This window comes from Tessaracoccus yangjingae (assembly GCF_055326235.1).
The window spans coordinates 154,817-175,753 of sequence record NZ_JBUZNN010000008.1 but is presented as its reverse complement, the minus strand read 5'-3'; the positions used below and the strand labels follow the sequence as shown (position 1 = coordinate 175,753).

Here is a 20,937-nt window from a genome sequence, read left to right as displayed (position 1 = left end):
TGGGGGTGTTCCGCGATGCGCTGCAGGACGGTGATCGCGGCTGCACGCAGCTCCGGGGGCGCGGTCTCGGTGAGCAGGATCTCGTGGATCCCCTTGAACACCCGCTCATCTGCGCTGTTGTTGCCGGTGCCTGATCTGAGTGCGGCATCCAGGGCGTCCGGGGCCGTGGGCAGGGATGTGATCGTTGATTGGTCTTGTCCGGTGAGCAACCAGAACTGCTGGTCACCGGTGCGCCGGCTCCACAGCCAGCCGTCACGGTCGATGTAGTCATCGAAGTAGGTGACGCCCGAGTCGACTGGCATCGGCTGCTGAGATGAGCCCTGGCCAGCGACGCTGTGTTGCTCCTCCACCCTGACCACGTGCAGGAACGCGTCGGGCTCTCCCACGGGCGCAGCGGCGGCCGCGACGGCCACCGGCCCCAGCATCGCTACGGCCGAAACGTATCGAGGTGACGGCAGGTTGCGGGGTGTGGCCAGCGTCGGTGAACTACTGCCAGTCACCCCAGCCACTGGCGGGTCGGCAACGGAGTGGCCATTGAGGGTCACCAGCGCCTGGAACGCAAGCCCCAGCACAGCCAGGCCCGCTACCGCGGCAGCGACCGCCGCCGGCCAGCGGCGGCTGCGGCGGATCGGCACCACACTGGCACGTGCCTGCACCTCGTGGAACACCGATTCCCGGCGCTGGGCATCGAACTCGGCATCGATGGCCTCATCGGTGGGCCGAATGGACTCAATGTCGCGCATGTCAGTCATACCTTTCCCCGGACAGGTCGCAGCACGGGTGCCGCGGCTGTGGATGGTTCCATCAGGTCGGTGAGCCGGTGGCGGGCCCGTGAGAGCCTCTTCGTGAATGCCGGCGTTGAACATCCCGCCACCGCGGCGGCACTGGTGTGGTCCAAACCGTCCCAGCCGACCAGGAGGAGGGCTTCGCGCTCCTCGTCGCTGAGGCGACGCAGAGCATCGAGGAGGAGCTGCCGGTTCACCACCAGGCTGGCCATCGACTCGTGGCGTCTGTCACGAGAACCCGCAAACAGTGCGTCGGCGAGCCGGTCGCGGCGCTGCCGCGCACGATGCTGGTCCACGAGCGCTCGCTTCGCCGTGACAATCAGCCAACCCATCGGATCGGCGTCAAGAGAGGCCAAGTGGCGCCACGCCTGGACGTAGACCTCAGCCAACACCGACTCGGCCACATCCGGATCGGCATGCCGCCGCAGATAGGCATAGACACGACGCGAGGTGCCGTCATACAACCGCCGGAAAACCTCGTCCCCTGGAGCATTCACATCCCGTATACGTTCCTCACCCAACCGACATGACTGTGCACACCAAAAATACTCAGCCGACGTTTCACGCGCCGACGGCAGCTGGGGGAAGAGGCTTCGGTGCGGGTCAAGCAGGCGACGTCACAGCATGAACTGAAGACCCGGACGCTCGTCGCCGCACTGGGAACAGTGGAATCGGCCAGTCACCGGAGCCTGAGACGCGTTCAATCCGGCAGGATCGACCGCGCTGGCCGCGGTGGATGCGTGTGTTGTTCACGGTCGTAGGTTGGTACTCATGACGAGGGTCGTGTTCATGTGTGGGCCAGCCGGTTCGGGGAAGTCGACGGTGGCCCGGTCGCTCGAGGACACCGGCATGATTCGCCTATCGTTCGACCAAGAGGCGTGGAACCGGGGTCTACGGCACATGCCCCTGACCCAGGCGGAGCACGCGGTCATCGACGCCCACTTGCGTGAGCAACTGATCGAACTCGTCGGCCAAGGAGGCGACGTCGTCCTGGACTTCTCCTTCTGGTCGCGCCGAATGCGCGACGACTGGCGAGCTCTGCTGAGGCCACTCGGGGTAACCCCAGAAACGATCTACCTGGCCACCGATCGCATCACGTGCCTCGCCCGCGTCGCAGACCGCCGCCGCGAGCACGGCGACGACTTCACCATCGCCCCAGACGTGGCGGCTGCGTACTTCGATCACTTTGAAGCCCCCTCAGAGGAAGAGGGTCCGCTGCTCACCATCAACCCGGCGAGCTAGGGCCGACGTTAGCCCTAGGCTTAACGCGTGCCCGATTCCTTGAGCGTTCGCGAGCTACGGTCCGACGATCGGTCCCTGCTCTTGGCTGCGACATTAGGCAACCTCAACTGGCAGGCGGCAAAATTCACCGAGCAGGAGATTCTCGAACGGAGCGAATTTCGCCACTACATCGACGTGCAGTTCGACCGGGGGGACTTTGGTTGGGTTGTCGAGGACGACGGGGTTCCTGTGGGGGTGGCATGGGCCGTATTCCTCCCCCGCGACGATGCCGGCTACGGGTTCATCGACGAGCAGACTCCGGAAATCAGTGTGTGGGTGAGCGCAGGTCACCGTCGCATGGGGATCGGCCGAAGCCTGCTACAACGCCTTCGAGCGACAGCCTCGTCTCGGCACATCGCCACGCTCAGCCTGTCGGTCGAACCCGACAACTACGCCCGACAGTTGTACCTCTCGGAAGGCTACCTCCCGGTGGCAGGGCGCGAGGACGACGGCGTCATGGCCTGCCCAACGCTTCCTGCAACCGGAGCCTGAGACGCGTTCGATCCGGCAGGATCGAACGCGCTCGCCGCGACCCGTCAGCGGGCCAAGCCGAGCAGCCGATCCAGGTCGGCGTGGCCCTCCAACGCGTCCGCGACCGTCTCGATCATCGACTCCCGCCGCGCGGCGAAACCGGGGGCCCGCGTCGGCGTCCACAACACCCCCGCCGCGGCCGCGACCTCAGCCAGCCAGGCGCGCCGGAACCCGTCGGACTCCAGCGACCCGTGCCACATCGTGCCCCACACGGCACCCGAGCGCACGCCCTCAAGGAAGGGCTCGTGCCCGTCGTCGACCCGCACGCGGCCGTGGTGGATGACGTAGCCCTCGACGTCGTGCCCTCGCCAGCTGCCCGACGGCCGGCCCAGCACCTTGTCCGGATGGAACACCGTGTCGCCGGGCAGCAGCCCCAGGCCGGGAACCGCGCCGGGGTGGCCGGTCTCGACGGGGTCCGTGATGGTACGCGTCAGCATCTGGAATCCCCCGCAGATCCCCAGCACCGGCCGCCCGTCCCCGGCCCGGGCGGCGATCGCCGCCGCGATCCCGGTGTCCCGCAGCCACGCCAGGTCCGTCAACGTGGACCGCGACCCCGGCAGCACCGCCAGGTCCGCCGCGGCCACCACGCCGGGATCCGTCGTCACCACGACGTCGACCCCCGGCTCCTGCGCCAGCGCGTCCACGTCGGTGGCGTTGGAGATGCGCGGCAGACGGACGACGGCGACCCGCAGCGTCGCGCTCGCGGCAGAAGCCGCGGCCCGGGCATCGCCGCGCCACCGGCCCACCTCGAGCGCGTCCTCGCCGTCGAGCCACACGCCGGGCAGCCATGGGAGGATGCCGAACGACGGCAGCCCGCAGCGCCGGGTCAGCTCGGTGAGTCCGGGGTCGAGGATGGCCTGGTCGCCGCGGAACTTGTTGATCAGGTATCCGGTCAGCAGGGCGCGGTCCTCGGCGTCGAGGAGGCCCCAGGTGCCGTAGATGGAGGCCAGCACCCCGCCCCGGTCGATGTCGCCGACGAGCACCACCGGCAGGTCGAAGGCCCTGGCCAGGCCCATGTTGGTGTAGTCGCCGTCGCGGAGGTTGATCTCGGCCGGGGAGCCGGCGCCTTCGCAGATCACCAGTTCGTGGGCGGCGGCCAGCTCGCGGTAGGCCTGGTGGGCGGCCTCGGCCAGCAGCCGCCGGCCGGTGGCGTACTCCCCCGCCTCGAGGGCCCCGGCCGGCTCCCCGCGGAGGACGACGAAGGAGCGACGGTCGCTGCCGGGCTTGAGCAGCACGGGGTTCATCGCCGACGTCGGCGTCTTGCCCGCCGCGATCGCCTGCAGGTACTGCGCCCGGCCGATCTCGGCGCCGTCGGCGCACACCATGGAGTTGTTGCTCATGTTCTGCGCCTTGAACGGCACCACATCGATCCCGCGACGGCGGGCGGCGCGGCAGAGGCCGGTCACCACCAGCGACTTGCCCGCGTCCGACGACGTCCCGGCGATGAGGATTCCGGTCATCGCTGCCGCCTTGCTGCCGCGAGGGCGGCGAGGCCCGTCGCCATCGCCGTCACCACGCCCACCAGGCGGGCGGCCTTGCGCACCTCGGCGGCGCGTGGGCGCGGGCCGTCGCCGAGGAGGCCACGCTCCTCGACCCGGGAGAAGTACACGTTGCGGCCGCCGAGCTGAACGCCGAGAGCGCCGGCCCAGGCCGCCTCGCACCAGCCGCCGTTGGGCGAGGGGTGGTTGCGGGCGTCGCGGCGCAGCACCCGCCACGCCTCCGCCGTCGACCCGCCGACGACGGGCGCGGCCACGCACGCCAGCGCGCCGGTGATGCGGGCCGGGACGTAGTCGAGGGCGTCGTCGAGCCGCGCCGAGGCCGCCCCGAAGCGGGCGTAGCGCTGGTTGCGGTGGCCCACCATGGCGTCGAGCGTGTTGACCGCCCGGTGGGCGAGGAGGCCGGGGATCCCGGCGACGGCACCCCAGAACAGCGACGCGACCACGGCGTCGGCCGTGTTCTCCGCCATGGACTCGACGGTGGCGCGGGCTAGCTCGGGCTCGTCGAGGCCGGCGGGGTCGCGGCCGCAGAGGCTGCCGAGGCGGCCGCGGGCTGCGTCGAGGTCGCCGTCGTCGAGCCGGTCGGCCATCAGCCTGCCCTCCCGGGCGAGGCTGCGGGCGCCGAGGACGGCCCAGGTGGCGAGCGCGGTCGCGGCGATGTGGGCGACGGGGTGCCGGCGCGTGGCTCGCTCTATGGCGACCCCGCCGGCGAGGACGGGCGCCACCGTCGCGGCGGTGAACGCGGCACCGTGTGCGTGTCCGTCGGCGTAGAGGGACCGCTCGACTCGCCCCGCGTAGGTCCCGAACCACGCGACGGGGTGGTGCCGGGCCGGATCCCCGAGCACGGCGTCGGCCGCCACCCCGAGGACGATGCCGAGCGCGCGCGTGATCACGGCGCCGACGCTAGCAGTAGCCAGATGCCCGTCGGTCGGGCGCCTCGACAAAGGCGCCCACTTCTGCCGCTACTCCAGGAACTCCAGGAAGGCGTCCATCGCGCGCGGGCCGTAGACCGTCGCCGGGCCCCCACGCATGAGGATGGCCACCCCGAGCGCCTCGGCCACCTCGTCGGCGGTGGCCCCCGCGCGGGCCGCACCTCGGGCGTGGCTCGCAATGCAGCCGTCGCACTTGTCCACCACACCGATCGCGAGCGCGATGAGTTCCTTGGTCTTGGTGTCGAGCGCGCCGGGCCCGAGGACCGCCTTGTGCATCGCCGAGTAGCCGGCGTAGACCTCCGGGATGCGGGCGCGAAGTTCCTTCGCGGGCCCCTGGAGATCCTGCAGCACCTTCTTGCCGTGTTCGTGGGTGGTCATGTCTCTCCTGACTGCCGTAGTGCATGGACGACCTTGGGCAATTATCTGCCGCCGGGGGGATCGACGCCGGCGACGGGCGACTTTCGCCCGAGGTCAGCAAGAATGGGGCCATGACAACGCTCGCCCCCTTGATCCCCCTGACCGGCGGAACCACCATCCCCGCGATCGGCGCAGGCACCTGGCCTCTGGACGACGACGAGGTCCGCGCCATGTGCCTGACTGCCTTCGAGATCGGCTACCGGCTCGTCGACACCGCGGAGAACTACCGCAACGAGGCCGGCGTCGGACGGGCGGTGCGAGAGTCGGGGCTGGCGCGGGAGGACGTGTTCGTCACCACCAAGTTCAACAAGAGGTGGCACGGCGACGCCGTCGCAGGCGTGGAGGGTAGCCTCGGCCGGCTCGGCCTCGAGTACGCCGACCTTGTCCTCATCCACTGGCCCAACCCAGACCAAGACCTCTACGTCCGCGCCTGGGAGGGGCTGATCCTGGCCCGCGAGCGCGGGCTGACAAGGGCGATCGGCACGTCGAACTTCAAGCCGGAGCATCTGCAGCGGCTGATCGACGCGACGGGGGTCGCGCCGGAGGTCAACCAGATCCAGTGCAACCCGTTCACCGAGCGCACGGCCGAGCGGGCGTTCCATGACAGGCACGGGATCGTGACGGAGTCGTGGGCCCCGCTGGCAGCGGGCACCGGGCTGATCGGGCATCCGGCGGTATGGGAGGTCGCCGACGCGCACGACGCGACCCCCGCCCAGGCCGTCCTCGCGTGGCACATCCAGCAGGGGCTGCTGCCGATCCCCAAGTCGTCGAACAGGGAGCGGCTGGCCGAGAACTTCGCGGCGCTCCATCTGCGCCTGACCGACGACGAGGTGCGGACCCTGACCGCGCTGAGGAGCTCGGACTACCACCTCATGGACTCCGACCACTTCGGGCACTGATCCGCGAGGCTGCCGGAGAGAGGCCTCTACGCGTCAGTAGGCCGGCCGTCGGCCCCGGGGTGGCGCCTGCGGTAAGTCTTGACGCCTGCCCTATAGAGCAGGCGACTGAACCCAAGACAGGCGACGGCGAGACGCCTGCGCTAGAGGGCAGGCGTCCAGACACAACGCAGGCGTCCGAACATAGGGCAGGCGTCTGCACAGAAGACAGGTGGCGACGCACAACGCAGGCGAGGGGAGAGCGGGCCAGCGGCGGCGTCAGATACGGGTGAGGAGGTCCTGGACCGCCGCCCTGGCCTCCATCGCGTTCTGGCCGCTGATCTCGCGGAACGCCTCGGTGATCTCCTCGGTGAGGTCGAAGTCGCGACGGATCAGCCAACTCTGCTGCAGCCCGTCCCACACGGCGACGAACTGGCGCGCCATCCGCACCGGGTCCCGGTCCGGATGCGCCAGGCCCACCTCCTGCCTGGACTTCATGAGGTCCACCATCTCCGCCATCACGCGCTCGTAGTGGCGCTCGAAGAACGCATGGGCGGGGTGAGCCGGATCCTGCGCGGCCGACGCGAGCGCCACCTGCAGTTGGAGGCGCTTGTCCTCGCCGGGTGACCTGTGGGCGAGGTTGTCGATGATGTCGCGGAACTCCTCCGGAGGGGCCAGCGGGACCTCTCCCTCACGCACCTCGCCTGCGTGGATGAATCCCTCGAAGTACTCGATGGCCGCCACCAGCAGGTGGTCACGCGTCGGGAAGTGGTAGAGCATGGTGCGCTCGAGCATCCCCGCCCTGGCCGCGACCGCCGCCGTCGTCAGCTGCGGGTGCCCCACCTCCATCACCACCTCGTAGGCGGCCTTGGCGATGGCGGCGCGCTTCTCCGCGGACTTCGCATACGGTCCGCGCTTGGATTGGGTCGACGCCATCGCCACCTCCCTCAAATCTTTCCCTACCCCAAACCTTGAGCCGTTCACCCCACTCATGTCAAGCCTTGACCAAACTTGAACTATGCTGTTCACTACGAATTGAGAACGTCGACGTCGACCCGAAGGATCCCCATGACCACCAGCCCCGCCTACCGCGACCCTGCCCTCCCCGTCGAGGAGCGCGTCGAGGACCTCCTCGGCCGCCTGACCCTCGAGGAGAAGGCCGGGCAGCTGACGCAGTACTTCTACTTCGGCACGCTCGAGGCGGCGGAGCCCACGGACGAGGACACGTCGTCGCTCCCGATGGAGCAGCGCCAGTTCGTCGACTTCCCCAAGCTGGTGGACAAGGAGATCGACGCCGGGCGCGTGGGCTCGCTGCTGTTCGTCCGCAACGCGGCGCTGGCCAACCACCTGCAGCGCAAGGCCATCGCCGGCAACCGCCACGGCATCCCGGTGCTCTTCGGCTTCGACGTCATCCACGGGCTGCGGACCACCTTCCCCGTGCCGATCGCGGTCGCGGCCAGCTGGGACCCCGAGGTGGCCGAGAAGGGCCAGAGGGTCGCGGCCCGCGAGGCCCGCGCCGCCGGCATCCACTGGACGTTCGCGCCCATGGTGGACATCGCCCGCGATCCCCGCTGGGGCCGCATCATCGAGGGCGCCGGTGAGGACCCCTGCCTCGGCGGGGCCATCGCCGCCGCGCAGGTGCGCGGGTTCCAGGGCGACGGCGGCGCCGAGTCCGTCATCGCCGGACCTAAGCACTTCGCCGGGTACGGCGCGGCCCGCGGCGGGCGCGACTACGAGGATTCCGACATCTCCGATGCGGAGCTGCACAACATCTACTTCCCGCCGTTCAAGGCGGCCATCGACGCCGGCGCCAGGAACATCATGAGCGCCTACATGGACCTCAACGGCGTGCCGGCCAGCGGCAACCGCTGGCTGCTCACCGACATGCTGCGCGATGAGCTGGGCTTCGACGGCTTCGTCGTCTCCGACGCCAACGCCGTACGGTCGCTGGAGACCCAGCACTTCGCCAAGGACCTCACCGACGCCGGCGCCCGCGCCGTCTACGCCGGCCTCGACATGGAGATGGCCATGTACGACGCCGCCTACACCCGCCTGCCGCAGGCGGTGGCCGACGGGCTGGTCGACGAGGCCACCATCGACCTGGCAGTGCGCCGTGTCCTTACCGCCAAGTTCGCGGCGGGCCTGTTCGAGCAGCCCTTCGTCGACGAGGCCACCAGCGCCGCCATCCTCGGCGACCCCACCCACCGCGACGCCGCCCAGTCGGCCGCCGAGCGCACAGCCGTCCTGCTCAAGAACGACGGCGCCCTCCCGCTGGCCGCCCCCGCCTCCATCGCGGTCCTCGGCGACCTCGCCGACTCCCAGCGCGACATCCTCGGCCCCTGGATCTTCGACTTCGACGAGTCCGAGTCGGTCACCATCCTCGACGGCATCCGCCGCCGCGCCGGCGAGGCGACCCGTGTCGAGTACGCGCCCGCCACCGCCGTCGCCACCCGGGTGTTCCCTTCGATGTTCGACGCCCACGAGGCGGGCGAGCTGCCCAGCACCCCCGAGGGCTTCGACGAGGACGCCGAGCTGGAGCGCGCCGTCGCCTTGGCCGCGGAGTCGGAGGTGGCCGTCGTGGTGGTGGGCCAGCCGCAGAACATGATCGGCGAGAAGGCCTCGGTCTCCACGCTCGACCTCCCCGGCCGCCAGCTCGAACTGCTCCAGCGCGTCCACGCCACAGGCACGCCGATGGTGGTGCTCGTGATGTCCGGCCGCCCGCTGGACCTCCGCTGGGCCGATGCCAACGCCGACGCCATCGTCGAGGTCTGGTACCCCGGCGTGCGCGGCGGTGACGCGGTGGCTCGGGTGCTGTTCGGCGACGTCTCCCCCGCCGGCCGCCTCCCCTTCACCTGGCCGCGACACGTGGGCCAGGTGCCGATGGTGCACTCGCACTACCGCACCTTCCAGCCCGAGGAGGCGGACAAGCGCTACTGGGACGAGGAGAGCACCCCGCTCTACCCGTTCGGCCACGGCCTCACCTACGCGACGGTGGAGTACTCGGGCCTGCGGGCGCCGTCGAGTGTCGCGGCGGGTGAGACTGCCACCGTCTCGGTGACGCTCACCAACACCTCCGAGGTGGACTCCGACGAGGTGGCTCAGCTCTACATCCACCAGCGCTACGGCACCTCTACCCGCCCGGTCCGCGAGCTCAAGGGCTTCAAGCGGGTGCACGTGCCGGCCGGCACCTCGGTGGAGGTGGAGTTCGAGCTCGGCCCGGACCAGCTGCGCTACTGGAGCGCCGCCACCCGCACCTGGGTGCAGGACGCGACGGTGATCGATCTGTTCGCGGGTGGAACCTCCGCGTGCGACCTGACCGCGTCGATCGAGGTCACCGCCTGACCTCCCCCGACCCGCTGGGTGAGGTGCCCACACCCGCTGGCTGAGGTGCGAGGAGCGCAGCGACGAGCCTCGAAGCCTAAGAAACGTGCCTTGTCAGCTCGCGTTTCCTAGGCTTCGAGGCCGCTACGCGGCACCTCAGCCAGCGGAATGGCGTCACCTCAGCCAACCGAAGGCCAAGCAGCGCAGCTCCGCTCCCTTCCCCGCTGGCTCAGATGCGAGGAGCGCAGCGACGAGCCTCGAAGCCTAAGAAACGTGCCTTGTCAGCTCGCGTTTCCTAGGCTTCGAGGCCGCTACGCGGCACCTCAGCCAGCGGAATGGCGTCACCTCAGCCAGCGGAATGGCGTCACCCCAGCCAGCGGGATCGGGACCCCGGCTCGGCCGGATCGGGACCCCCGGTCGGCCGGATCGGGACCCCCGGTCGGCGGGATGGGGCATCCCGGGTCGGCGGGAGGGCGGCTGCCTAGCCCCGCGACACCGTCGCGGCGTCCTTGACCTCACCGATCAGGCGCTCGACGACGTCCTCGAGCATGGCCGCGCCGACGGTGTCGTCGCCGTCGATCACCAGCGCGAAGTGGGTGCCGCCCGCCTGCATCGCCGCGAGCGTTGCCTCCAGGGTGGCGTCCTTGGCGATGGTGGCCAGCGGGCGGATGACCCGCTCGTCGAGAGCTGTGCCCATCTCGTCGTCCGTCAGCCCGAGGAAGTCCTTGAGGTGGACGTACCCGTCGATCTGGCCGTCCTCCTCCGCGACGGGGAACCTCGAGTAACCGGTGCGGACGAAGGCCGCCTCCACGTCCGCGGGGGTGGAACCGCGGCGCACCGTCGCCAGCTGCCCCAGGGGCACCATGACCGCCTCCACCGTCTCGGTGCCGATGCTCACCGAGCCGCTGAGCAGCTGGTGCTCTCGGTCCTCCAGCAGCCCCTCCTCGCGGGACTCGGCGATGAAGGCGGCCACCTCGTCGGCCGTGAACGCCGAGGCCACCTCCTCCTTGGGCTCCACCTTGAGCAGCCTCAGGACCGCGTTGGCGATCCAGTTGAGCAGCCAGATCACCGGCCGGAGCACGAACACGATGCCGTACAGGACGGGGCCCAGGATCATCGCGGAACGTTCGGGACCGGAGATGGCGATGTTCTTCGGCACCATCTCGCCCAGCACCATGTGCAGGAACACGACCACGGCCAAGGCGATGATGAACGCCACGGTGTGCAGGGCGGCACCCGTGATGCCGACTGCCGCCAACGGGATCTCGAGGGCATGGGCGACGGCCGGCTCGCCGATCGCGCCCAGGCCCAGCGAGCAGATGGTGATGCCCAGCTGCGCGCCGGCCATCATGAGCGACACCCGTTCCATGGCCCGCAGCGTGATCCGGGCGGAACGGGAGCCGGCGGCCGCGCGCGGCTCGATCTGGGTGCGGCGGGCCGCGATGAGCGCGAACTCGGCACCGACGAAGAAGGCGTTGCCGATCAGCAGCGCTACGGCGATGAGGATGGCGGTGGTATCAAGCATTCTTCTCACCCTCCTCGACGTCGGCGAGGTCCTCGATGGTCAGCACCAGCCTGTCCACGCGCCAGCCGTCGAGCCGCGTGACGTGCAGGCGTGCGACGGCCGGGGACGCGAGGCCGTCGTCGTCGGGTCTGGACTCGTCGCGGACGGCAAGCAGCACCTCGTCGCCCACCCGCGGGAATCGGCCGAGCTGCTCGGTGATGAGGCCTCCGAGGGTGTCCGACTCGCGCCCCTCGGGCAGCTCGATGTGCAGGGTCTCGCCGGCCTCGTCGGGGCGAAGCAGCCCTGACAAGGACCATCGCCGCTCCCCCAGCTGGCGGTGGGCGCGCGTGGGGTTGTCCTGCTCGTCGTCGATCTCGCCGACGATCTCCTCCACCACGTCCTCCAGCGTCACGATGCCGTCCGTGCCGCCGTACTCGTCGACCACCACGGCCATCTGCACGCCCTGGCGCAGCGCCTCGAGGACGGAGCCGAGCGGCATCGTCGAGGGGACGGCCCGGATGGGGCGGATGAGGCCCTCGACGCTCGTGCCGGAACGCTCGCCGGCCGGCACCGCGAGCGCGTCCTTGAAGTGGACGACGCCGCGGACGTCGTCGACGCTGTCACCCAGGACGGGGAAGCGGGCGTGGCCGGTGGCGCGGACGGCGTCGAGGACGTCGGCGGCGCTCTGGTCGAGCTCGAGGAACCGGACCCGGGGGCGCGGGGTCATCGCGTCTGACGCGGTGCGCTCACCGAGCGCGACGGAGTGCTCGAGCCTGCGGGCGAGGTCCTCGCCGAGGAGGCCCTGCTGCGCCGAGCGGGCCGCGAGCGAGCCCAGCTCCTGCGCGGAGCGCGCTGAGGCGAGCTCCTCCCGGGGCTCCATGCCCAGCGCGCGCACGATCGCGTTCGCGCTGCCGTTCAGGAACCACAGCAGCGGGCGGCTCACCCAGGTGAACCCGCGCTGGAACCCCACCACCGCGCGGCCCACCTTCAGCGGCTCGGCGATGGCCCAGTTCTTCGGCACGAGCTCCCCGAACACCATCTGCACGCCTGTGGCGACGACGAACGCCGCGGCGAACGCCACCACTGACGCAGTCTCCTCCGGCAGGCCGACGGCGCGGATGGGTACCTCCAGCAGCGCGGCGATAGACGGCTCGGCGATGAAGCCCACAACCAGGCTGGTCACGGTGATGCCCAGCTGGGCGCCCGAGAGCTGGGTGGACATCGTGCGCAGCGCCTCGCGCAGCGACCTGGCCTTCGGATCGGTCTCGGCGAGCCGCGCGACGGTGGGCCGGTCCACCGTGACCAGCGAGAACTCGGCGGCCACGAACATGGCGTTCGCGGCGATCAGTGCCACCACTGCCAGCAGCAGCAACCACTCGACGATCATCGTCCCCTCACCCCCGTCGCGGGGATCGAGGCATGCAGGGCGGCCCCGGAGGGCCTGGGACTATGACAATCGCTCACGCGTCGATGATAGACGCGCCCCGCGGGAGCGCAGGCGTGATGCGCCGACCTCCGCCCATGCGCGACGCGCCCACAGCAGCCCCACCATCACGATGACAAGGAGCAACACCGCGACACCGGGCATTCCGATCTCTGCGCCGAGAACGCCGGCCAGCGGATAGGTGAACAGGAAGCAGGCGTGCGACAGCGAGAACTGGGCGGCGAACACCGAGGGGGCGGTCTCGGGCGTGGAGTTCCTGCGGAGCAGACGGGCCGACGGCGTCAGCACCGCCGAGGTGGCGGCGCCGATCACGCACCAGATCCCGAGGAGGAGCGGCCACACGAGGTCCCCGTTCACGGCCAGGACGAGGGCCGCCGCCGCCAGCCCCACGGGCAGCATCGACGCCCCCGCCAGCATCACCCGGCGGTCGGGCAGCCGGTCCAGCAGGCCAGGCAGCGCCAGCGCGACCAGCATCGACCCGGCTCCGTAGGCAGCGAGCAGTAGGGCCATGTCGCTCTGGCCGCCCCCGAGCTGCCCGCGCACGATCACGACGGTGTTGACGATGACCATCGCCGTCGAGGCGGCCACCACCAGGTTGAGGCCCAGGAGTCCGCGCAGCTCGGGCGCGTCCCAGAACCACCGCGTCCCGCGGGTGAGCCGGTCCAGGAAGGGCGAGGACGGCGGCGCCGCTACGCGGGGAAGCCCGGTCACGGCGACCAGGATTGCCGAGCCCGCAAACCCGAGGACCGTGCCCAGGAACAGATCCTGGTAGCCCACCACCGTGAGCAGGACCGCCGCGAGCATCGGGCTGACGAGTGCCTCCATATCGTAGGCAAGCCGCGACAGCGACAGCGCGCGGGTGTACTGCCGCTCGTCCGGAAGCACCGAGGGGATGAGCGCCTGGAACGCCGGCGTGAAGGTGGCCGACGCGGCCTGGAGGACGAAGATCAGCACGTAGATCTGCCACGCCTGGCTCACGAACGGCAGGCACAGCGCGACGGCGGCCCGGGCGAGATCGGCCGAGATCAGCAACGGCTTCCGTGGCACGCGCGCCACGAGCGCGGACACCACGGGCGCGACGCCCACGTAGGCCACCATCTTGATCGTCATCGCGAGGCCCAGGACTGCGCCGGCGCCCTCGGGGGCGACCTCGAAGGCCAGCAGCCCCAGCGCGACAGTGAGCAACCCTGTCCCCAGGAGTGCGATCACCTGGGCGGAGAAGAGGTTCCGGTACGTGCGGTTGCCCAGAACGGTCAGCATGGTGTCCCCCTCGCTCAGGCGTCGCCGGACCTGCGGCGCGGGCTCTGCTCCGGGGACCCGAAGCGCGGCGCGGCGTCGTCGCCGACGGTGTGGTGCAGCGGGGTCTGCCCGGCGGCCGCGACGGAGTGCTCAGCCTGCCTGACGGCCTCGAGGATGACCCCGAGCGCGTGCTCGTCGGCCAGCTTGTACAGGACCTTGGTGCCGTCCTGGCGGGTGGTGACCATGCGCGCCATCCGCAGCCGGGCCAGGTGCTGCGACACCCCGGAGGGGTTCTTGCCCACCACGTCGGCCAGCTCCCCGACGGAAAGCTCGTCGGCGGCGTGGAGCGCGAGGATGAGCCGGATGCGCGTGGGCTCCGCGAGGAGCGCGAGCACCTCCGCCGCTAGGTCGACGAACTCGGAGGACACGTCTAGGGTCTCGTTATCCGCGTGCATACGCAGATACTAATCGATTCGAGGTGGGCGCTCAGACGTAGCGCATGGTGGTCATCATCCCCACCTCCGCGTGGTAGATGTTGTGGCAGTGCAGCATCCACTCGCCGGGATTGTCGGTGATCAGGTCCGCCTCGATGCTCTGCATCGGCGCGATCAGGACGGTGTCCTTGCGCAGCCCACCGCTGGCCGGCAGTCCCCAGGTGTGGCCGTGGATGTGCATGGGGTGGGCCATCATCGTCATGTTGGTCATCCGCATGCGGATGCGCCGATCCGGGCCGACCTCGAAGGGCTCGTGGTCGCCGAACTTCCGCCCGTTGATCCCCCAGCCGAACGGGTCCATCTGGCCGTTCAACTCGACGTCGAGGGTGGTGTCGACGTCTCGGTCCGGCAGCCGCGACGCCGCGGCTGCCCGCAGCTCGGTGCCCAGCAGAGCGCCACCCTCGAGCTCGCGCACGGGGGTATTCGGGGTGGGCGCCTCCCCGGACGCCGTCCGGACCACCGCCAGCGCCAGCCCCTGCTTGCCCTCCGGGCGTGCCACCAGCGGGAACACCCCGGCCCCCAGGGTGACCGTCACGTCGTACCGCTCCCCCATCGCCAGGTACAGAGCACGCGTCTCCTGAGGCTCCACCGCGTACCCGTCTGAATGGGTCACGGTGAGCGTGTGCTCCCCCAGCGCCAGCCGGAAGATGGTGTCCGAGGCGGCATTGATGAGGCGCAGCCGGATCCGCTGCCCCGGCCGACCGTCGAGCGTGGCGGGGGACTCGGGCACGCGAGAGTTGATCAGGTAGTGCGGGTACTCGATGTCGCCCGCGTCACCCAGCGGGGATCCGGCGCCGGGCATCCCGCCCATGTCGTGCCCGCCGTGCCCCATCCCCCCGGACACCGCGCCGTTCTGGGCCCTGAACTCCTCGACGATGTCGTCGGGGCTTCGGCCGACGCCGTCGGTCCAGTCGTCGAGGACCACGACCCACTCGTCGTCGTAGTCACCCGGCTCGGCCGGGTCGTCGACGATGAACGGCGCGTAGAGGGCCCGGTCCAGCTGCACCCCGGAGTGCGGATGGAAGAAGTACGTCCCGGGGTCGGGCGCGACGAACTCGTACGCGAAGCCGGTCCCCGGCTCGATCGGGTGCTGGGTGACTCCGGGCACGCCGTCGGCTGCGTGGTGGAGGCGGATGCCGTGCCAGTGGACGCTGGTGGACGCGGGCAGTTCGTTGTCGACGGTGACCCGGAACAGGTCCCCGGCGGTGCCGCGCAGCAGGGTGGCCCCCGCGTCGTCGTACCCCCAAGTCCGGGCGGTGACACCGCCCAGATCGAGCGTGACCGGCCTGGGGCGCAGCGTTGCCTCCACGGTGGTGCGACCGGGCGCGGCCGTCAGCGCAGGCGTCGGGTAGACCGCCGGTGTGCCGCCGTGGGCCGATGGCGATCCGGGCAGCGGCGCGCCGCACGAGGACAGGAGTCCCGCACCGGCGACGCCGACGCCGCCGAGCAGGACATGCCGTCGGGTGAGGTGCCTCATACATCGAGCGTGCACCCTCGGAGGGCCCAAACCCAAGCCGGGACGGTGAAGATCCGGTCAAGATCAGCGCGACCCTTGATTGATACCCCCTGGGGGTATATAACGGAGACATGGAGCATTCCGGGCACCACGATCATCACGTTTCGGCCCCTCCCTCGGCCACCCCGGACGGGAGGCAGGTCCACACGCAGGGCCAGCACGCCGGGCATTCGACGGCGATGTTCAGGAACCGGTTCTGGGTGTCGCTGATGCTGACCGTCCCCGTGGTGGCCTTCAGCCCGATGGTCGCGCACCTGCTCGGGTACCACCTGCCGGTGTTCCCCGGGTCGACGTGGATCCCACCGGTCCTCGGCACGGCGATCTTCGCCTACGGCGGGGTCCCATTCCTCAGGGGTGGATGGCACGAGCTGAGAACGCAGCGGCCCGGGATGATGCTCCTGATCTCGCTGGCCATCAGCGTCGCATTCCTTGCCTCCTGGGTCACCACCCTCGGCCTGGGCGGCTTCGAACTCGACTTCTGGTGGGAGCTGGCGCTGCTGGTGACCATCATGCTGCTGGGCCACTGGCTGGAGATGCGGGCGCTCGGCGCGGCGTCGTCCGCGCTGGAGGCGCTGGCCGAGCTGCTGCCCAGCGAGGCGGAGCGGGTGACCCACGACGGGACGGTCGTCGTCCCGATCGGGGACCTGGCGGTCGACGACGTGGTGCTGGTCCGGGCCGGCGCCCGGGTGCCCGCCGACGGCACCATCGTCGTCGGGGCGGCCGAGTTCGACGAGTCGATGATCACCGGGGAGTCACAGCCGGTGGCGCGCGGCGAGGGCGAGCTCGTCGTCGCCGGCACCGTCGCGACCGACAACACCGTTCGCGTGCGCGTCCAGGCCACCGGCGACGACACCGCCCTCGCGGGCATCCAGAGGATGGTGGCCGATGCGCAGGCGTCGTCGTCCAGGGCGCAGGCATTGGCGGACCGCGCCGCGGCCCTGCTCTTCTGGTTCGCCCTCGGCGCCGGCATCCTCACGGCGATCGCCTGGACGCTGCTGGGCAGCCCGGACGAGGCGGTGGTGCGGACGGTCACCGTTCTCGTGATCGCCTGCCCCCACGCGCTCGGCCTGGCAATTCCGCTTGTCATCGCCATCTCCACCGAGCGTGCGGCCAGGAGCGGCGTCCTCATCAAGGACCGGATGGCGCTGGAGCGGATGCGCACGATCGACGTCGTGCTCTTCGACAAGACCGGCACGCTGACCGAGGGCGCCCACGCGGTGACGGGTGTCGCGGCAGCGCCTGGTACCTCCGAGGGGGAGCTGTTGGCGTTCGCCGCAGCTGCCGAGGCGGACAGCGAGCACCCCGTCGCGCGGGCGATCGTCGTCGCGGCGGCGGAGCATCCGGAGGCGGCCGGCGCGCGGCGGCGCGCGACAGAGTTCTCCGCCTCGACCGGCCGCGGCGTCAGGGCGATGGTCGACGGCGCAGTGATCCGGGTCGGGGGCCCGGCACTGCTGCGCGAACTGTCGCTGGAGGCGCCGGCGGCCGTCGCCGAGCAGACGCGATCGTGGTCGCGGCGGGGGGCCGGTGTCCTGCATGTCATCCGCGACGGCGAGATCATCGGCGCGGTCGCCGTCGAGGATCGGGTCCGGCCGGAGTCGCGCGCAGCGGTCAAGGCTCTGCAGGATCGCGGCGTGCGGGTGGCCATGGTCACCGGCGACGCGCGCCAGGTGGCCGAGGCCGTCGGCGCGGAGCTGGGCATCGATGAGGTGTTCGCCGAGGTGCTGTCTCAGGACAAGGACACGAAGGTGACCGGGCTGCAGGGTCGCGGGCTGACCGTGGCCATGGTGGGCGACGGCGTCAACGACGCGCCCGCCCTGGCGCGCGCCGAGGTGGGCATCGCGATCGGGGCGGGGACGGATGTCGCGATGGAGTCCGCTGGGGTGGTGCTGGCCGGCAACGATCCGAGGGCTGTGCTGTCGATGATCGACCTCTCGCGGGCGAGCTACCGCAAGATGCTCCAGAACCTGGTGTGGGCGGCGGGGTACAACGTGGTCGCGGTGCCACTGGCCGCGGGGGTGCTGGCGCCCGTCGGGGTCGTCCTGTCGCCTGCAGTTGGGGCCCTGCTGATGTCGCTGTCGACCATCATCGTCGCGTTGAACGCGCAGCTGCTGCGTCGAGTCGATCTCGACCCCGCCCGTCTCGCTGGCTGAGGTGGCGCTCCCCCTGGCTGAGGTGCCGCGAAGCGGCCTCGAAGCCTCCGAAACGTAGGCTGACAAGGAACGTTTCTCAGGCTTCGAGGCTCGTCGCTTCGCTCCTCACACCTCAGCCAGCGGTGAAGGACGGCACCTCGGAGTGCGGCGGGCGGGTCAGGCCAGCCGCAAGGCCCGGCCTTCCCGCACCACGGCGATCGGGTCGAGGATCTCGCCCTGGAACACCCCGCCCACCTTGTCGGAGAAGCCGACGATGACCCAGTCACCCGGCGTCCGCTCGATCAGGCGGGCCGCGTAGAGGCTCGGATGGTCGAACGTGCCCGCGGCGTCGAAGTCCCAGGGACCGAGCGACGACTCCCCCGGCACGAACCACATGCCGCCCGTGGCCTGCTCCCGTCGCCGGTCGTCCTCGAGGTCGGTCCAGCAGCAGAAGATGAGGAACGGCTGCCCGTCGACGACGACCGCCTGCGGCACCTCCATCTGCCCCCAGCCGGCGGGCGCCGACAGAGGTGGCCGCACCTCCCACGAGTCCAGGTCGGAGCTGACGGCATGACCGATCACGGACCGGGTGGCAGGATCACCCGACGCGGCGCGGGCCGTGACCAGCATGTGCCAGAGCCCGTCGTCGCCCCGGAACACCCACGGATCGCGCCAGGCCTCGTCGAACCACGCCCCGGACGAGAGCTTCTCGTACCAGCGCGGGTCCGCCTCGCAGACCGGGCCGTCGAGGCGGCGCCGCCACGTGACGAGGTCGTCGGACTCCGCCACCCCGACCCGCTGCACCAGCCAGCCCTCCGCCCGCGACACCCCGGTGTAGAACATCCGCCAGGTGCCGTCGTCGGCCTTGACCACCGAGCCCGTCCAGGTGGAGCCGTCGTCCCAGGCGGGCTCGTCGGAGGTCACCAGCGCGTCGGGGAGCAGCTCCCAGGTCGCCAGGTCCGACGACCGGGCGTGCCCGACGGAGGCCCGACGGTGCCGCCGGTCCGGGTCGAGCAGCGCCCGCGATGCCCGCAGGAAGAACAGGTGGTGCTCCCCGTCGTCGCCCCGCACGGGCCAGCTGTCCCACACCCAGTGGTCAGCGAGTCTCAGCACGCGATCACCCCTTCACGCCGCTGGAGGCGATCGAGCTGACGAAGGCCCGCTGGAACACCAGGAACACGAGCAGCACCGGCAGCGTGATGAGCGACGTGTACGCCATCACCTCACCCCAGGCCGTGTTGAGCTGGAAGAAGTACTGCATGCCCACCATGACGGGCCGCAGCGACTCCTGCTGCACCACCATCAGCGGCCACAGGTACGAGTTCCACGCCGGGAGGAACGTGAGGATCGCGACGGTGGCGAACGCCGGGCCCGACAGGGGGACGATGATGCGCCAGTAGATCCCGAACCAGCCCGCGCCGTCGATGCGCGCCGCCTCGTCAATGGAGGCCGGGATGGTGGAGAAGTACTGCGTGAACAGGAAGATCGAGAACGCGTTGGCGATGAACGGCACGATCATCACCTCGTAGGTGTTGAGCCAGCCGAAGTCGTACTTGAGCAGCCCGTCCTCGAACACCAGCGTGGGCAGCTTGCTGACCCAGTAGACCATCGGGACCGCGATGGTCTCGAACGGCACGATGAGCGTGGCGATGACCACGGTGAGCAGCAGCTTGCGGCCCTTCCACTCCATCCGGGACAGCGCGAACCCCGCCAGCGAGTTGACCACCAGGCCGAGGCCGACGATGAGCACCGTGACGACGATCGAGTTGAACAGGAACTGCCAGAACGGCACCCGCTCGAACACGTCGGCGTAGTTGTTGAAGGAGATGTCGCCCACCGGGAGGAATGCGCGGATGTTGTCCACGTCGGCCAGGATCTGGGCGTCGGGCTTGAGGCTGGAGACGAACATGAAGATCAGCGGGAACATGAAGATCACCGCGAGGATCGCCATGGGGATGTAGATCAGGATCTTGCGGCGGCGCTTCTCCGCCGCCATGCCGGCAGTCTTGGCCATGTCAGTCCTTGTCTCGGGTCAGGAAGCGCTGGATCATCGCGATGATCAGCACCAGCACGAAGAAGATCAGCGAGATCGCGGCGCCGTAGCCGGTCTGCTGCTCGCGGTATCCGCGCCGCACGGCGTGGAAGACCAGCGTGGTGGTGGAGTCCACCGGGCCGCCCTGCGTCATCACGTCGATCTGCACGAAGAGGCCCAGGGCCGCGATGGTGATGGTGACCAGGATGAAGATCATCGTGGGCCTGAGGCCTGGCCAGGTGACGTTCTTGAACTGCTGCCAGGCGTCGGCGCCGTCCATGCGGGCCGCCTCGTAGAGCTCCTCGGGAATGGTCTGCAGCCCGGAGAGCCAGATGATCATGTGGAATCCGACCGCCTGCCAGATGGACATGATGATGATGGCCGGCAGCGCGGTGCTGGGGTTGTTGAGCCAGGCGATGTTCTCCCACGCGCCGAAGGTGATCATGTCGATGAAGGAGTTGACGATGCCGTCGGGCTGGTACATGAACCGCCAGAGGATGGACACCACGACGATGGAGGTGACCACCGGGATGAAGAACACGATGCGGAAGAACGTGGTGCCGCGCAGCTTCTGATTGACCAGGATGGCCAGCAGCAGCCCCAGGCCCGCCTGCACCGGGACGACCACCACCGCAAAGAGGAACGTGTTGATCAGCGACCGGACGAACGTGGGGTCCGCCGTGAAGGCGCGGATGAAGTTGTCCAGGCCCACGAAGCGGGGCGGGTTGGGAGAGATGAGGCGGGCGTTGGTGAACGAGAGACCGAACGCGAGCCCGACGGGGACGACGAGGAAGAGGAGCAGCAGCAGTGCCGCGGGGGCGACCATGGCGTAGGCCGCGCCGTGGCCCTGGCCCTTACGTCGCTTCTTCATGGGTGCGGCCGTGGTGGCGACCGGGACGGCCGCGGCGGGCGCGGCGGAGCGTGGAGTTGTCATGGGTGTG

The 20,937-nt window shown here is 70.2% G+C and carries 19 protein-coding genes; 5 read left to right on the top strand and 14 right to left on the bottom strand.

The genetic code is table 11. The features are described from left to right. A partial coding sequence (locus ACZK5D_RS12565) for a hypothetical protein (RefSeq protein ID WP_463665525.1) occupies nt 1-743 on the bottom strand: 743 nt, incomplete at its 3' end. Between the two features lie 5 nt (nt 744-748). After that, a complete protein-coding gene (locus tag ACZK5D_RS12560) occupies nt 749-1,249 on the bottom strand; it encodes an RNA polymerase sigma factor (protein ID WP_463665524.1) in 501 nt (166 codons plus the stop codon). 307 nt (nt 1,250-1,556) lie between these two features. Here ACZK5D_RS12560 and ACZK5D_RS12555 point away from each other — a divergent pair, with 307 nt between their 5' ends. Continuing rightward, complete coding sequence (locus tag ACZK5D_RS12555) at nt 1,557-2,027, top strand: P-loop nucleotide/nucleoside kinase family protein (RefSeq protein WP_463665523.1); 471 nt, start codon at nt 1,557-1,559, stop codon at nt 2,025-2,027. 27 nt (nt 2,028-2,054) lie between these two features. Next, complete coding sequence (locus ACZK5D_RS12550; protein WP_463665522.1) at nt 2,055-2,558, top strand: GNAT family N-acetyltransferase; 504 nt, start codon at nt 2,055-2,057, stop codon at nt 2,556-2,558. A gap of 44 nt (nt 2,559-2,602) precedes the next feature. Here ACZK5D_RS12550 and ACZK5D_RS12545 read toward each other — a convergent pair whose 3' ends face one another. From ACZK5D_RS12545 to ACZK5D_RS12535, 3 genes are all read right to left on the bottom strand, one after another. Continuing rightward, entirely contained in the window at nt 2,603-4,057 is a 1,455-nt protein-coding gene (locus ACZK5D_RS12545; RefSeq protein ID WP_463665521.1) for a cobyric acid synthase, read from the bottom strand. Beyond that, nucleotides 4,054-4,986: a cobalamin biosynthesis protein gene (locus ACZK5D_RS12540; protein WP_463665520.1), complete on the bottom strand. Its 933-nt coding sequence runs from the start codon at nt 4,984-4,986 to the stop codon at nt 4,054-4,056. The genes ACZK5D_RS12545 and ACZK5D_RS12540 overlap by 4 nt, the downstream gene beginning before the upstream one ends. 69 nt (nt 4,987-5,055) lie before the next feature. Continuing rightward, a complete protein-coding gene (locus tag ACZK5D_RS12535; protein WP_463665519.1) occupies nt 5,056-5,403 on the bottom strand; it encodes a carboxymuconolactone decarboxylase family protein in 348 nt (115 codons plus the stop codon). 110 nt (nt 5,404-5,513) lie between these two features. On the opposite strand from ACZK5D_RS12535, the gene ACZK5D_RS12530 reads away from it, so the two are divergent. Beyond that, on the top strand, nt 5,514-6,341 hold the full coding sequence (locus ACZK5D_RS12530; protein ID WP_463665518.1) for an aldo/keto reductase: 828 nt from the start codon (nt 5,514-5,516) through the stop codon (nt 6,339-6,341). 255 nt (nt 6,342-6,596) lie between these two features. Here ACZK5D_RS12530 and ACZK5D_RS12525 read toward each other — a convergent pair whose 3' ends face one another. Then, nucleotides 6,597-7,253, bottom strand: a complete 657-nt coding sequence (locus tag ACZK5D_RS12525; protein WP_463665517.1) for a TetR/AcrR family transcriptional regulator — start codon at nt 7,251-7,253, stop codon at nt 6,597-6,599. A 132-nt stretch (nt 7,254-7,385) separates the two neighbouring features. Here ACZK5D_RS12525 and ACZK5D_RS12520 point away from each other — a divergent pair, with 132 nt between their 5' ends. Beyond that, nucleotides 7,386-9,659 carry a glycoside hydrolase family 3 N-terminal domain-containing protein gene (locus ACZK5D_RS12520; protein ID WP_463665516.1) on the top strand — a complete coding sequence of 758 codons (2,274 nt, stop codon included), beginning with the start codon at nt 7,386-7,388 and terminating at the stop codon, nt 9,657-9,659. A gap of 460 nt (nt 9,660-10,119) precedes the next feature. Here ACZK5D_RS12520 and ACZK5D_RS12515 read toward each other — a convergent pair whose 3' ends face one another. Genes ACZK5D_RS12515 through ACZK5D_RS12495 form a run of 5 tightly spaced genes read right to left on the bottom strand, consistent with a single transcriptional unit; the run spans nt 10,120 to nt 15,796 of the window. Beyond that, a complete protein-coding gene (locus ACZK5D_RS12515; RefSeq protein WP_463665515.1) occupies nt 10,120-11,163 on the bottom strand; it encodes a hemolysin family protein in 1,044 nt (347 codons plus the stop codon). Next, nucleotides 11,156-12,529 carry a hemolysin family protein gene (locus ACZK5D_RS12510; RefSeq protein ID WP_463665514.1) on the bottom strand — a complete coding sequence of 458 codons (1,374 nt, stop codon included), beginning with the start codon at nt 12,527-12,529 and terminating at the stop codon, nt 11,156-11,158. The genes ACZK5D_RS12515 and ACZK5D_RS12510 overlap by 8 nt, the downstream gene beginning before the upstream one ends. 60 nt (nt 12,530-12,589) lie before the next feature. Further along, entirely contained in the window at nt 12,590-13,846 is a 1,257-nt protein-coding gene (locus ACZK5D_RS12505; protein ID WP_458996029.1) for an MFS transporter, read from the bottom strand. A gap of 14 nt (nt 13,847-13,860) precedes the next feature. Further along, complete coding sequence (locus tag ACZK5D_RS12500; RefSeq protein WP_458996028.1) at nt 13,861-14,280, bottom strand: ArsR/SmtB family transcription factor; 420 nt, start codon at nt 14,278-14,280, stop codon at nt 13,861-13,863. 31 nt (nt 14,281-14,311) lie between these two features. Further along, entirely contained in the window at nt 14,312-15,796 is a 1,485-nt protein-coding gene (locus ACZK5D_RS12495; RefSeq protein ID WP_458996027.1) for a multicopper oxidase family protein, read from the bottom strand. A 110-nt stretch (nt 15,797-15,906) separates the two neighbouring features. Between ACZK5D_RS12495 and ACZK5D_RS12490 the strand changes: the two genes are divergently transcribed. After that, nucleotides 15,907-17,985 (top strand): copper-translocating P-type ATPase, encoded by a 2,079-nt coding sequence (locus ACZK5D_RS12490; RefSeq protein ID WP_463665513.1) that lies wholly within the window; start codon nt 15,907-15,909, stop codon nt 17,983-17,985. Nucleotides 17,986-18,141: 156 nt separating this feature from the next. Here ACZK5D_RS12490 and ACZK5D_RS12485 read toward each other — a convergent pair whose 3' ends face one another. From ACZK5D_RS12485 to ACZK5D_RS12475, 3 genes are read right to left on the bottom strand one after another with little or no spacing between them, the layout of a single operon-like run. Further along, on the bottom strand, nt 18,142-19,077 hold the full coding sequence (locus tag ACZK5D_RS12485; RefSeq protein ID WP_458996025.1) for a glycoside hydrolase family protein: 936 nt from the start codon (nt 19,075-19,077) through the stop codon (nt 18,142-18,144). Between the two features lie 4 nt (nt 19,078-19,081). Further along, nucleotides 19,082-19,978 (bottom strand): carbohydrate ABC transporter permease, encoded by an 897-nt coding sequence (locus tag ACZK5D_RS12480; RefSeq protein ID WP_463665512.1) that lies wholly within the window; start codon nt 19,976-19,978, stop codon nt 19,082-19,084. Nucleotide 19,979: 1 nt separating this feature from the next. Next, the gene (locus ACZK5D_RS12475) at nt 19,980-20,930 is read right to left on the bottom strand and encodes a carbohydrate ABC transporter permease (RefSeq protein WP_458996023.1); all 951 of its coding nucleotides are present in this window, start codon (nt 20,928-20,930) and stop codon (nt 19,980-19,982) included. Between the last annotated feature and the right edge of the window lie 7 nt (nt 20,931-20,937).